General features: G+C 48.1%; 14 protein-coding genes. 3 read left to right on the top strand and 11 right to left on the bottom strand.

The features are described 5' to 3' along the window. Positions 1 to 16 precede the first annotated feature (16 nt). The 6 genes from KQI_RS0121545 to hemE form a co-directional block, all read right to left on the bottom strand. Positions 17 to 640 (bottom strand): fumarylacetoacetate hydrolase family protein, encoded by a 624-nt coding sequence (locus KQI_RS0121545; protein WP_010348944.1) that lies wholly within the window; start codon positions 638 to 640, stop codon positions 17 to 19. 38 nt (positions 641 to 678) lie between these two features. Beyond that, positions 679 to 1,449 carry a glycerophosphodiester phosphodiesterase gene (locus tag KQI_RS0121550; protein ID WP_010348945.1) on the bottom strand — a complete coding sequence of 257 codons (771 nt, stop codon included), beginning with the start codon at positions 1,447 to 1,449 and terminating at the stop codon, positions 679 to 681. A 79-nt stretch (positions 1,450 to 1,528) separates the two neighbouring features. After that, a complete protein-coding gene (locus KQI_RS0121555; protein WP_010348946.1) occupies positions 1,529 to 3,013 on the bottom strand; it encodes a CapA family protein in 1,485 nt (494 codons plus the stop codon). A gap of 136 nt (positions 3,014 to 3,149) precedes the next feature. After that, complete coding sequence (hemY, locus tag KQI_RS0121560; RefSeq protein ID WP_010348947.1) at positions 3,150 to 4,595, bottom strand: protoporphyrinogen oxidase; 1,446 nt, start codon at positions 4,593 to 4,595, stop codon at positions 3,150 to 3,152. Between the two features lie 7 nt (positions 4,596 to 4,602). Further along, entirely contained in the window at positions 4,603 to 5,544 is a 942-nt protein-coding gene (gene hemH, locus KQI_RS0121565) for a ferrochelatase (protein ID WP_010348948.1), read from the bottom strand. Between the two features lie 29 nt (positions 5,545 to 5,573). Then, the gene (hemE, locus tag KQI_RS0121570) at positions 5,574 to 6,620 is read right to left on the bottom strand and encodes a uroporphyrinogen decarboxylase (protein WP_010348949.1); all 1,047 of its coding nucleotides are present in this window, start codon (positions 6,618 to 6,620) and stop codon (positions 5,574 to 5,576) included. 190 nt (positions 6,621 to 6,810) lie between these two features. Here hemE and KQI_RS0121575 point away from each other — a divergent pair, with 190 nt between their 5' ends. Beyond that, the gene (locus tag KQI_RS0121575) at positions 6,811 to 8,073 is read left to right on the top strand and encodes an MFS transporter (RefSeq protein WP_138984827.1); all 1,263 of its coding nucleotides are present in this window, start codon (positions 6,811 to 6,813) and stop codon (positions 8,071 to 8,073) included. Between the two features lie 112 nt (positions 8,074 to 8,185). On the opposite strand, the gene KQI_RS0121580 is transcribed toward KQI_RS0121575, so the two are convergent. After that, positions 8,186 to 8,830 carry an O-methyltransferase gene (locus KQI_RS0121580; RefSeq protein ID WP_010348951.1) on the bottom strand — a complete coding sequence of 215 codons (645 nt, stop codon included), beginning with the start codon at positions 8,828 to 8,830 and terminating at the stop codon, positions 8,186 to 8,188. A gap of 171 nt (positions 8,831 to 9,001) precedes the next feature. Here KQI_RS0121580 and KQI_RS0121585 point away from each other — a divergent pair, with 171 nt between their 5' ends. Then, complete coding sequence (locus KQI_RS0121585) at positions 9,002 to 10,162, top strand: THUMP domain-containing class I SAM-dependent RNA methyltransferase (protein WP_010348952.1); 1,161 nt, start codon at positions 9,002 to 9,004, stop codon at positions 10,160 to 10,162. Between the two features lie 235 nt (positions 10,163 to 10,397). Then, entirely contained in the window at positions 10,398 to 12,380 is a 1,983-nt protein-coding gene (locus KQI_RS0121590; protein ID WP_029390278.1) for an LTA synthase family protein, read from the top strand. Positions 12,381 to 12,482: 102 nt separating this feature from the next. On the opposite strand, the gene KQI_RS0121595 is transcribed toward KQI_RS0121590, so the two are convergent. From KQI_RS0121595 to KQI_RS0121610, 4 genes are all read right to left on the bottom strand, one after another. After that, positions 12,483 to 12,752, bottom strand: coding sequence for a hypothetical protein (locus KQI_RS0121595; RefSeq protein ID WP_010348954.1), 270 nt, complete (start codon positions 12,750 to 12,752; stop codon positions 12,483 to 12,485). Positions 12,753 to 12,848: 96 nt separating this feature from the next. Continuing rightward, positions 12,849 to 13,070 carry a YuzB family protein gene (locus KQI_RS0121600; RefSeq protein ID WP_010348955.1) on the bottom strand — a complete coding sequence of 74 codons (222 nt, stop codon included), beginning with the start codon at positions 13,068 to 13,070 and terminating at the stop codon, positions 12,849 to 12,851. Positions 13,071 to 13,093: 23 nt separating this feature from the next. Further along, a complete protein-coding gene (locus tag KQI_RS0121605; protein ID WP_010348956.1) occupies positions 13,094 to 13,396 on the bottom strand; it encodes an iron-sulfur cluster assembly accessory protein in 303 nt (100 codons plus the stop codon). Positions 13,397 to 13,548: 152 nt separating this feature from the next. Further along, positions 13,549 to 13,815, bottom strand: coding sequence for a hypothetical protein (locus tag KQI_RS0121610; RefSeq protein WP_010348957.1), 267 nt, complete (start codon positions 13,813 to 13,815; stop codon positions 13,549 to 13,551). Positions 13,816 to 13,895: the final 80 nt, after the last annotated feature.

Raw genomic sequence — 13,895 nt, forward strand, 5'->3', positions numbered from 1 at the left:
TTGTTTCACAGACTGTTTAGGCGATGGTGCAGCTTCCCTGACGATCACTTCCCCAGAAAAGCTCGAAGTGATCCCCGCTTGTGATAGGTCCAACACCCGCCGGGGTGCCTGTAAAAATGATATCGCCCTCACCCAGCCCATAATGAGTCGCTATGTATTCAACGATATGCTGGATGGAAAAAATCATATCCCTGATATGACCGCGTTGCACCTCCTGTCCGTTTTTGAGCAAGCTAAAATCCTGTTGCCCCAATACGTCCAGATTCTCCAAGGGCAGGAAAGGCGTCACAGGAGCAGCCGACTTAAAGCCCTTGGCAGCCGTCCATGGATGACCTTTTTTCTTAAGAGCACTTTGTACATCACGCAGCGTAAAATCAATGCCGAATGCAAAAGCGCTCAGACACGTATCTGCGGACATTCCCGGCTCGTAATTACGCCCGACAGCCACAACCAGCTCAGCCTCAAAATGAATATCACCTTTCCCCTGAGGAAGCTCCAGCGTAGCACCATCCAGCGGTACAACCGCATGGGAAGGTTTTAAAAAAATCATCGGTTCTGTAGGAACATCATTCCCCAATTCCTCTGCATGCAGCTTATAATTGCGTCCGACACAGTAAACATTACGAATTTCCGTGTTCATTACAACCGCCATCCTTCCCACATATGTAGTACATTGATTTAACGAAAAAGATTACGTATATAATGCCACAATCGGTGCTTGGAATGCAAAAAAGCCTGCTCCCAGCGATCCGGCCAGTTGGTACAAATCATCAATTCAGGATGTAGTGCGGATAATCTCCGCATGATACGACGGTCATCCACCGTCCACGCCATAACCGTAATACCATGTCCTATCAGATTCTTCAATAGACTACGATCCAGACGCGGATAGCCCATGGATAAAAAAGAGCATTGCAGCTTCTCCAGTTGCTTCGCCAAATCGTCCGGACGCGCGTCGATAATGAGTCCGGTACGGATCTCAGGTGCCAGCTCTTTGGTGTGGCGTATAGCAGCACGCTCAAAGGAGGTCAATACCACCTCACCCTCCATGTCCCTCATCATTATTTCACGGAGTACGGCTTTCTCCAGACCTGGATACATATCGCCCGCTGTTTTAAGCTCAATATTGAGTGATACCCGGCCGCGACAGAAATCCAACACCTGTGCGAGAGAAGGGATTTTTTCTCCGCGATATTCTGCATTTTTCCAGCCACCTGCATCTAGTTGTTGCAGCTCTTTCCAATCCAAATCCTTTACCCGTCCCGTCCCATTCGTCGTTCGCTCCAGCGTAAAATCATGAATGACCACCGGAACACCGTCCTTTGATAGTTGTACATCCAGCTCAATCCAGTGTACAAACGGCTGCTCCAGCGCAAGCCTAAAGGCCGCCATCGTATTCTCGGGAGCAATGCCTGAAAAACCGCGGTGAGCCACGCACAAATGCTTCATCCCAATCATGACCTCCATCATTAAGGGGTTCGTCATACGACCGTTACCGTCATTTCCCGTACCGAAAACTTTTGAGCTTTTAATGAGCGCTTACTGTCCCATCCGTGCCTATCGAAACATTTTTCGGGGATAGGGCTGCTACTCTCTGCAAAATTTGGCTGGCCTCCGCACCCTTTAATGGGATCGGCTGACCCAGCTCCGCCCGGCAAGGAATCAGCTTCATATCACAGGCTCCGTGCCGGGTACAAGTAGCCTGGAATATCGCTGTATCCCAAGTAGCCGGAACCGTTGATTTAGAAAAAATAAAATTGCCAGTGCTGTATGCAATCCATTTGCCTTTATATTGCTCCATGCCTTGAAGCACATGCGGATGACCTCCTATTACAAGGTCAGCCCCCGCATCAATAAAGGCGTGCGACAACTCGGTTTGATGTGGCTCCAGAGTAGTGGCACGCTCCTTCCCCCAATGGGCAATGACAATCACCAGATCTGCCTGCCTTCGTGCCTCGCGAATGGACTTCACGATGGCAGTCGAATCATATGCTCCGGCAACACCAGGTTGTTTGGCACCTGCATTCCAATTGGCATCAGGTATGACACGTGTAGCTCCTAACAACGCAATTTTAATGCCTTTACGTTCAAAATAATGCGGTGCATACGCTTCTTGTGCATTACGTCCCGCTCCAGCGTGCGCTATCCCCTGTCCATCCAGATATTTCAGCGTATCCATCAATCCGCCTATGCCCTGATCCAAAATATGATTGTTGGCCAAATTTACAGCATCTATCCCTGCCGCTGCTAATGCAGTTAACGCCTTGGGAGAAGATTTGTACACGTACGTTTTATTTAACGCACCGACACCACCCGTTGTCACCGGTGTTTCCAGATTGGCAATCGTCAAATCGTCTTTACGAAACAGGTTCCCGAGATATTGATATGGGAAATCAAATCCGTTTTTCTCCAACCGCTGCTCGACTTTACCGGAAAACTGCACATCCCCTGCAAAGTGGAGCGTAACTGTAGGTGACGCTTCACCGTCCGCCTCAGTTTTATTTATATCTCCTGTTGCGCTTGGATCGGTAGACGGTTCGCTTCCTGAGGTATTTTTGCTTGTAGAATCCCTCCAGACCTGCCCGCCTTTTCCCTTAGATGAATCCGATGCAAGGGGATCACCTTCAGAGACTTGGTTATCAAGTGATGCCTTGGAACGATGGTCTGGCTCTGCAACAGGATCAACAGATTGCCTTGTTCCATCATTAGTAGCACGCTCATCCGGCTTGGGGCCTTCGTTCAGCTGATTGTTTGCCAAGGCTGTAACATTTTTACTCACCGGACCAGAAGACCGTTCTTCCCCAGCAGATTCTGATGAGATTTTCTTCGCTGATTGCGAAAGCTCTCCGTTGTCCGCAAGTGTGCTGCTGCCGCGTTCAAATATGTAATAATAACCGAAAAGACCTATGATCATAAGCAGCAGGACAAGATTCGTCATAATCCAAGCCTTGCCTATTTTGGTTTTTCTCGCTTTCTTCCTACCTTCATTTCGCTTTGATCTGGAGGGGGACATTCTTCACTCCTTCTATGCCATAGCATATACATGAATTCCTTTTATTTGGTGAATTTTTCACCTTCTCCATTATATATCAAATTCCAATATAATTAGAACCCCTCGTCTGGAACACGAAGGGTTCATCATCGAACATTCACACCTGTACCCTGACCGCTTCCTGCTGTGTCGCTTGGACGGCATTAGCAGCCCACTCCTTGGCCTGACGGATGCAATCCGGCAAGCCGATCGCGTCATAGCCAGCGCCCAAAACATACACTCCCGGCATGGCAGTTCGCAGTTCTTCCCGCAGATCGGCTATAGCTTGCGGATGCCCAACTGGATATTGCGGCATGGAATTGCGAAGACGTGTGATTTCCGTAAACAGTGGAGTCGCCGTAACTCCCATCATTTCTTTTAAATCCTGCCGTACCAGCGCAATCAGATCATCATCCAGCAGGTCCACGGTTTCTTCCGCTCCTGCTCGCCCAACATAGCAGCGCAGCAGTACCTTGTCATCCGGGCTAGTATGCAGCCACTTGGCAGATGTCCACGTACAAGCCGTCACACTGCGTCCCTCTTTGCGGGGAACGAGAAACCCGGAACCATCAAAGACGTTCTCAATTTCTTTTTTATCGAAGGCCATGACCACGTTTGCCACGGATACATAATTTACGGCCTCTAGTGCAGCCACATTCACATGTTCTCGCAAGAGTGGTGCAGCAGCAAAGTTTGGAGTCGTTACAAAAATATCGTCCGCCTCCAACGTCTCTCCATTGTCCAGTATAACGCGATAGGCGCTATCTTCACTTTCTGTTGTCTTTGTAAATTCGGTAACAGCAATTCCCGTGCGCAAAATACAGTCATGCAAATCATTCAGCAACGCATGGACCAAACTTTGCAGGCCTTGACGAAAGGTCAAAAAGGCGCTTTTTTTAGTTCCCGTATGCGTCTCGGCTGGTTTTCTCCCAGTCATCATCCCGTGAATGAGGCTTCCATATTGCTGCTCAACCTCAGCAAATTGCGGGAACGTCGCCTGCAAACTTAGCGTCTTCATGTTGGCGGCGTAGATACCGGCCAGCAGCGGCTCGGTCACATTCTCCAGCACTTCCTTGCCCAGTCGACGTTCAATAAAATCACCCAACGCCTCATCTCCCGGCTCACGGCGGGGCGGAATGACGAAATCCATCATAGCCCGTAATTTCCCACCCAAGGAGATCAATCCGCTGCGCAGAAATGGTTCCAGCTCTGTTGGAATGCCCAATACCAGACCGGGAGGCATCGGATGAAGCTTTCCTTCATGCAAAATGTACGTCTTTTTGGCGTCGGGGTTCGTGCTTACCAGTTCATGATCCAGCTCCAGCTCTTTCGCCAGGTCTACCATGGCCGTTTTACGAGCCAGAAAGGAATCCGGTCCCTTTTCAATCACAAACCCGTCTTTATGCAGCGTTTCAATTTTGCCGCCGAGCACAGGAGCTTTCTCCACCAGTGTAATTCGTGGTGTATAGCCAGCTTCCTTGTACATTTTCCGTGTGTAAAAAGCTGCGCTAAGTCCGGTCAAGCCGCCACCTACAATCACAATCTTGCGTAATTTTTGCTCCATTATGTCCTCATCCCTTTTTCCATTGGTCTATGATGACATCACTAAGCGTCTCCATATACAGCGGATCACTGTTGAGTGAATCTATGCGCTGAAAACGCATATCCATCTCCTTCGCCAAAGCCTGTGCTTCAATATCCAGATCGTATAGTACTTCTAAGTGATCGGATACGAAGCCAACTGGCGCAGCGAGCACATACTCTACCTGTTCTTCCTTGAGACTGTGCATGGTATCCAAAATGTCAGGCCCCAGCCAAGGCTCTGCTGTACGGCCAGCGCTTTGCCACGTAAACTGCCAATTGGTAATTCCCGCCTTGTCTGCAACAGCCTGCGATGTAGCCATTAATTGCTCCACATAGGGATCACCCATAGCCAGAATCCGCTCAGGCAAACTGTGTGCACTAAACAGAACACGAACCTCGTCCCGATTGGCCCCAGCTTCTTCAAAAAGCGCCAGCTTGGCATTCACACGCTCGGTGAGCGTCTTAATCAGCTTTGGATGAAGATGATAGCTCTCCACAAAATTGATGGCCAGATCAAGCTCCTGTGCCTTGGCCTGCGCACGTTTAATGTAAGTGCCAACACTCATAGCAGAATAATGGGGAGCCAGCACGACACCCACCGCTTTACGGATGCCATCCTGCACCATCGCTCCCACACCATCCTCAATAAACGGCTTGGCATGTTTGAGTCCCTGGTAACAGATAAATTCAATGTCCGGGTTGCGATTCTCCCGATTTAAGGTTTCCTGCAGGTTTTGAACCTGACGATCCGTATTCTGACGCAGCGGGAAAACACCGCCCACAATAGCTTCATAGCGGTCTTTCAATTCTTTTAACTGCTCCGGCGAGGGGGCATTGCCGCGACGAATATGTGTATAATAGGCTTCCACCTGATCCAGACTCTCCGGCGTCCCGTAGGACATGACCAATACGCCCACTTTGGTTTTCATTAGCAGTCACCCCTTGAATATTTCTAATGTCAATTCTTTGGCAAAACGGAGCGGGAATACTCGTGTACATATTCGGTAAGCTCTCTTAATTTATCTAGCGAGGCTTCAGGAAATAATCCGTGCCCCAGATTAAAAATATATCCTGGCTCCAGTATTCCTTCATCTACGATTTTTTTTGCATACTGCTTGATAACATCCATTGGGGCAGTGAGCACATAAGGGTCCAGGTTGCCCTGCACACCAAAACCGTTCCCCAGACGACGACGTCCTTCAGGTATACTTACCCGCCAGTCCAGTCCAATCACATCGGCCTTTACCCCATTTAAGTGGGGGAGCAACTCACCGGAGCTTACACCCGGAAAATAAATTTTGGGTACATTCAGATCGGACAATTCATGAAAAATACGTGTAATGGTTGGCAGCACAAAAGTCTGGAAATCATAAGGCGTAAGCGCGCCTACCCAGCTATCAAACAATTGAAATGCCTTACCGCCGTTAGCGATATGGGCACGCACGTATGTAATAACCATATCCCCCAGCTTATCCATCAGACGATGCCACAGCTCAGGCTCACCATACATCATCGCTTTGGTGCGAATATATCCTTTGGATGGTCTTCCTTCTATTAAATAGCTTGCAATTGTAAAAGGTGCTCCAGCAAACGTAATTAATGGCACTTTCAGTTCACGGTCCAAAATACGAATCGTTTCCAAAATATGACCCAGATCGCGTTCCACATCAATCGGGCGCAGATTGTCTACATCCGCAGCTGACCGGATCGGATTATCAATAACAGGGCCAATATTTTTGACAATATCAAAATCAACCCCAAGCGAGGCTACCGGATTCATAATATCAGAATATAAAATAGCAGCGTCTACCCCAAGCTTGCGCACGGGCATTAAAGTCACTTCTGCGGCCAGCTCGGGTTGGCGGCAAATCTCCAGTAACGTGTATTTTTCTTTAATTTTGCGATACTCAGGATCATACCTTCCGGCCTGCCGCATGTACCATACGGGAATATGATCCACAGCCTGCTTGCGGCAAGCGCGAATAAAGGTATCATTGTAGGTCATGACTTCAGCCTCCAGTTCGAATCGTAAATACTATGTTTCATTATGCCCTTTTTCAAGAGTCGTAACAACCGCCGCTCTCGAACAAACCATGACAAACCCATGACATTTGGATAAAGTTTCAATGAAATGTGTTATACTAGAGGAATGGCTTTTTTGAAGCTCCGGAGAAATTATAGATAGATCAGCATTTATGACTACAGAAAAAGAACGGCAGAAAGGAAGTGAGCGCACATTGAAATCGTGGGAGACATGGAAAATCAACCTTATAGTGCTTTGGTTCGGTCAGTTTCTGGTTAACGCAGGTATTACAATGGTAACTCCGTTCCTTGCCCTGTATCTGGCTCATGACCTCCATGTAAAGGGAGAGCACGATATCGGTCTATGGGCCGGAGTTATTTTTGCTGCAAACTTTATGACCTCATTTATATTCCAGCCTCTGTGGGGCAAGCTGGCTGATCGATATGGGCGCAAGGTCATGCTGCTTCGCTCAGGCTTCGGTATGGCTCTCGTGATCGGATGCATGGGCTTGGTCACCAATCCTTGGCAGCTGCTGGCACTTCGTCTGCTGAACGGTACGATCTCGGGCTTCAACCCGGCCTCCATTTCCCTCGTGTCGGGTACCACGCCTAAAGAGCGAACTGGATTCGCTATGGGCATTATGCAATCTGGCCAGATGGCTGGCACGATTCTTGGCCCTCTGCTAGGTGGCTTTTTGGCTGACTGGGTCGGGTTCAGACCGATCTTTTACATTACAGGAGCTCTTGTTTTCCTCGCCTCTTTAATTGCAATGTTTCTGGTTAAAGAAAACTTCAGCAAAACGGAAGCCGCACGCACTCCGCAAATTTCGGTTCTTGCCGGACTAAAGGAGCTAAGCCATACGCCTCAGCTCCCAGCTTTGTTCACCGTAACCTTCCTGCTCCAGTTTGCCATGATCAGCACGGTATCTCTGCTGCCATTGTATGTGCAAAAGTTATATGGCTCCGCAGAAGGAATCGCACTGATTGCTGGCTTTGTAACGGCCATTACTGGCGTATCCAATATGGTAGCTGCACCGCTGCTTGGAAGATTGAGTGACCAAGTAGGAGCACACAAAATTTTGACCCTCTCACTACTCGGAACGGCAGTCATGCTCATTCCGCAGGCTTTTGTCAATGAAGTTTGGCAACTTGTCATTATCCGTTTTTTTATGGGTGTGTTTATGGGAGGCTTGCTGCCAAGTGTAAATGCACTGATTCGGCTGTATACGCCGGAAGGTATGGAAAGCCGTTCTTTCGGCTTCAATACCAGCTCGCTGGCGCTAGGGAATATGCTGGGTGCTGTTATTGGCGGGGTACTGTCCGGGTTTATCGGCATCGAAGGACTGTTCATCATGTCAGGTGTCCTGCTGATCCTCAACATATTCTGGGTACGTATAAAGCTTTTTAGTCATAAGACCACGCATGATTTCAGGTAAGACAACCCTCTGCTGGAATTAGCCCTCCAGAACAGATAAGAACCTCCGCTCCACGTTACTGTGGACAAGGAGGTTCTTTTTGGTGCAGCTATAGAAGCTGGGAGGCTGCGCGCTATTTTACTCTTGCTAGTGCTAAACCATCATAGGCTGGCAAAAGCGTGCTGACCAGACGCGGGTCTGTAGCGATCGTTTCATTAAAGCGTCTCACGGCCTGTACGGCAGGCCCATTTTTATCTGTATTCAGCGTACGTCCACGAAGGAAGCAGTTATCCCCGGCAATAATGGCACCCGGCTTCGCCAGAGCAATCGCATATTCCAAATATACCGGGTAATTTTCCTTATCCGCATCAATGAAAAAAAAGTCGAAGGTTCGTCCTTCTTCCTGAAGCGCCTTCAAACTGTCCACTGCAGGCCCAATACGATATTCGACACGGTCACCGTAACCGTTGTCCTCCATATGCTTATGCGCAAGTAGCGCATAAGCTTTTTTCAGCTCCAATGATACAATTCGTCCCTTTTCCCCCAGCCCACGGGCCAGACATAATCCGCTGTATCCGCCCAGTGCGCCAATTTCCAGCACCTCCCGGGCACCGGACACCTCAATTAAAAAAGTCAGCAGCTTGCCGTAGGGATGAGCAACCGATACCTCCGGCATCCCCTCTCCAATGATCGCCTCCCTGATGCTGCGCAGCGCTTCATCCTCCTGTACCAGTTGGTCTACATATTGTTCAGGCGTCATATTTGGTGTAATTTCCATGTTTCATCTCTCCTTCTTGCTTTTATCATAACGCAGGTTGATCACGGTGTCCTTCGTAAACGATTTGTCCGAATGATTTGCCTGACTGATTTGTCTCTTTGTGTACAATGACCTATACTATAGGGATTGAACCAAGCTTACATGATTATGGGGACGGAGTGAATACGTTTAATGACTCAACTGCAACTAATTGCAACTGCACCGATGGGACTTGAAGCCGTCGTGGCCCGGGAGCTCAGAGAACTCGGGTATGAGAATCTGACCGTCGAGAATGGCCGCGTCGTGTTTTCCGGGGATTACATAGATATATGCCGATGTAATCTGTGGCTTCGCACATCAGATCGCGTTCTTATTAAAATGGGTGAATTCGCCGCAACGACCTTTGACGAGCTGTTTGAGGGCACCAAAGCATTGCCATGGCAGGATTGGATTCCTGTGGATGGTGAGTTTCCCGTAGAGGGACGTTCGCACAAATCACAGCTTAGTAGCGTACCAGCCTGTCAGGGAATCGTCAAGAAGGCCATTGTAGAAAAGCTCAAGGAAACCTACCACACAGATTGGTTTGCCGAGGACGGCCCTCGTTACGTCATTGAGGTCATTCTCTTGAATGACCGGGCATTGCTGACGCTTGATACGACCGGGCCAGGGCTGCACAAACGCGGCTACCGCAAGCTTGTTACCGAGGCCCCACTCAAAGAAACGATGGCTTCTGCTCTTATTCAGCTTAGCCGCTGGAGCCCAGATCGCCCCTTCTACGATCCGTGCTGCGGTTCCGGTACTTTATTGGTCGAAGCCGCCATGCAAGCCTGGAATATTGCGCCAGGCCTGAGACGCGCCTTTAATTCTGAGAACTGGCCTGTCCTTGGCAAAGAGTTATGGAATCAAGCTCGCGACGAGGCGATGGATTTGACCCGCGATGATATTCCTTTTGAGATTGCAGGCAGCGATATTGACCCAAGTGCCATCGAAGTGGCGGAGGCGGCTGTGAAGGCAGCAGGTTTCGCTAAAGACATCTCACTGAAGGTGATGCCTGCAAGCAAGGTCAGACTCGAGGGCCAGTATGGTGTAATGATTACAAACCCACCTTATGGCGAAAGACTGAGCGAGCAAGCCGAGGTGGAAAAGCTAATCCGTACACTCGCACGCACGGCAGCCGAAATGAAGACCTGGTCCTTCTTTGCGATCAGTTCCACCAAGCAATTTGAGCATTATTGGGGCCGCAAGGCGGACAAGCGCCGCAAGCTGTTTAACGGCCGGATTGAATGTCAATACTATCAGTATCTAGGTCCTCTACCTCCGCGTCGCAAAGATATTTCGCCGTCGCAGTCCTAAATAGATGAAGCTCAGGCCAGGAAACGAACCCTCGTTCGACTCCTGGCCTGGTTTGTGCTGCACAGCCTAATAAACTGTATCGCTCATCTATTACCAAAAGGGAAATGCTGTATTTTCTTTACTTAATCATTGAAATGCGCCAGATGAGCGCTATAATTATTAAAGGCATTTCGGTTTTAACATTATGTTAATCTATAGTTTATACTAGCCGAACATTTCTGCCGAAGGGGGTAAAGTGTTGGTTATTCGCACGGCCAGTGCAAGTCGCACTGGAAACATGTTCAGCAGATTACTGCTGTCCCGATATTTCGGGTTAGGACTGTTTTTTGTATTTATGATTGGCAAGCTCGTACTGATTCATCATAGCCTGCATGCCCAAAATATTGACATGAGTACACTGGATTATGTCATCGCTATTGGTTCGCTCTTGCTTGTGAGCTTCTGGACCTTATGGCTGCCACGTCGCGGACGTTTGGTTGCGCTAGTGGTGCTCGATATTCTGCTCACCGCGCTCATTTATTCCGACATGGTCTATTATCGGTATTTTCAGGATTTCATTACGATTCCCGTCCTGCTTCAAGCCGGACAAGTTGATTCCCTGGGGGGAAGCATCCTATCCCTTATGTACTGGTGGGATATTTTCTTTTTTGCAGACTGGATTCTGTTTATTCCGTATCTGATATTCGTCGCTTCCTTAAGGCGTCGGTACACAACAAATGATACTTATGTGGAAACATCCCGAAGCTCGCTGACCAAGAGATTTCTGCTTTGTTTCTCCAAAGGCGCTCTGGCTTTCCTGATTGGCTATATTTTCACCTTTGGACCGATCAAATATTATACCTCCACGTGGGCAAGCGGCATATTTGTCGGTAATTGGTGGTCGATGGCCTTATACAACGTAACCGGATTGATCGGATTCCACGGATATGATATCTACCGCTATGGTCAGGATCATTTTGGATCTCAGCCTACATTGGCTCAAGCAGAATCCAACAAGGACAAGGAATGGTTTAATCAGCATCAGAAGCTGCTTCAAGTGAAAAATGACCTGTCCGGCAAATATAAAGGCAAAAATGTGATGGTCATTCAAGCTGAAGCGTTCATGAACTTTTTTATCGGTAAACAGATCAACGGTCAAGCGATTACGCCTAACTTTGACAAGCTGATGCAGGAAAGTATGTATTTCAACAATTATTTTCACCAAACTGCACAGGGTCGCACTTCGGACGCGGACTTTTCTACACATGCTTCATTGCATCCGCTACCTACGGGTTCGGTATTCATCCGTTATGCAGACCATAAATTCGATACATTGCCTTCTATTTTAAAGGATACTGGCTATAGTCCAAATGCATTTCACGTATACGACAGCAGCTTCTGGAACCGCTACACGATGTACAAGGCGATGAATTATGACAAGTTTTACAGTAAAAAAGATTTTGAAATAGATGAGCCACTGGGCTGGTCATTGGGAGACAAATCCTTCTTCCGTCAAACGCTCAATGATCTCACTACCGAAGTCAAACAACCGTTCTATGCCTATATGGTCGGCATTTCCAGCCATCATCCGTACAACCTGTCCCCTGACGCAGTAGATCTGGACGTCGGCGAGTTTGAAGGCACAATGTTCGGAGACTATCTGAAATCCGTCCATTATGTAGATGAAGCATTGGGCGAACTGGTAGAGCAGATGAAGGAAGACGGTTTGTGGGACAATACGATCCTGATGTTCTACGGGGATCATGACAACTCTATTAAAGATAAAGCACTATATGAAAAGTTTCTGGGCAAGCCACTCACAGACTTGGACATGCAGAAGATCATGAACCAGGTGCCGTTGCTTGTGCATCTTCCTGACGGAAGTCATGCTGGGACCTACACGGAACCGGCAGGACAGCTGGATTTGACGCCTTCCGTAATGCATCTGCTCGGGATCTCTACAAAACCCTATCATTTTATGGGGAATGATCTGTTTAGCGGGAAATCACGTATGGTCGTACTGCGCAGCGGTGCTTTCACGGATGGTCAAGTGTACTACATTCCATCTGAGGATGGTACATTCTCCAAAGGGACCTGTTACAACCTGTCTACAGGCCAGCCTACGGATGTGAACGCCTGTGGGCCGGGGTATACCGAGGCTCTCAATCGGTTGAACATTTCCGATCAGGTCATCACGTACGACCTCATTCGCCAGTGGGAATCACAAACGAATAAGTGACGAGGGAAACAAAAAACCCCGATCAATCAGCCTATATGTGCTGTTGATCGGGATTTTTGTATTCACAGTCGCTAGACTGCGCTCATGTGCAATGACGAATGCCTAGGGACGCAGCGTCTTTTTCGCCTGCTCAAGCCGCCCTACCTCTTCATCCAGCATGTCCTCGGCAACTTCTACTGCATCGTCACCAAGACTATCCTTCGCCTGCTGTATGGCATGCTCTGCATGGGTACGAGACTGCTCCGCCTGCTCAATCAATTGCTCAGCCGGATGTGACAACGCCTGAGACACAGCATTGTGGAGCTTGTCTACCGAGTTTTGCGTTTGGGCCTCGACACTGTGATCGTCGAGATTGGAATCATACTGGGCCATGAGTCACTCCTCCTTCTGGGCAGTGGTCTACACCCATTAGCATGGATCAGAAGAAGGGGAACTATGCAAAAAGTTGTGAATCCTGTACACCAGGAGCTATTTTATAAAACGCGCAGCCTTTTCCAAGACCTCATCCTCTGTGGCCGCACTCACATAACGTCCGTTCACATACACAAACGCCCGTTTTCCACAAGGACCGCAATACGATTTGCAGCCGATTTTGATCTCGGCATCCGGTGCCATCTTTTGCAATTTGGGCAAGAACGTTTTCAAGCGAATATGATTACATTCATCACATACGCGAATATCATTGGCCATATTTCATCCCTCCGTGCTTCGGCCTAGTGGTCGCCGTGATTGCCTTGGGAAGGGTTAGTAATGACGAATCCTTCTTGGGGGAAGTACAAGTAATCAATTTTCACACCATCCAGCAGTGGCTGACCTGTTTCCAAAATAACATCAATACCTTTATCTGTAGATACTACAGTATCTGTTTCTTTAGGCGTGTCCAAATCAAGGCCGTAATGAGCATGATCTCCGTGAGCATGAGTAATGACAACGCGCAAGCTCTTTCCTTGGTTCTCTGCCTTATCCAGTTCAAGCTTTAATACTTTAGCTGCATTACGAGTAATTTTGCAGTTCATATAACTCCATCTCCTTCATATTTCATTAAATGAAATGTGGTCTTTGGGATACCTATCACACCACATAATTTTTCTCTGTGTAACAAAAGGCAATATTCCTATTGTAAAGAAAATCGCAAAAAATCGCAATCACGAAATTCATATATTTACGTCTACCGAACACGTACATGCTGCTTTTCAAGTACCTCAGGATACTTTCGTTCGGCGCGGGTTACAAACCAATTCATGAGTAGCAGTGTCACCCCAATGTCATCAATGGGCATAAAGGGCATAACATCAGGCAGCACCCAATAAAGCAGCACTGGAACGGCAAAAAGTAATTTTTCACTCCAGGGAATCCTCGAAGAGGTAATCAATCGGGGCATACGCCGAAATACATGTGACCATTGACGGAGAGACAGTAATCTTTTCCACTTCATAGGTTGTTCACTCCATTTCCAATGCTCCTAAGTAGTATATATACCCGTTAAGGGATACATAAAGAGGAACACTTGTAAAA

Source organism: Paenibacillus peoriae KCTC 3763 (assembly GCF_000236805.1).
GTDB classification, from domain to species: domain Bacteria; phylum Bacillota; class Bacilli; order Paenibacillales; family Paenibacillaceae; genus Paenibacillus; species Paenibacillus peoriae.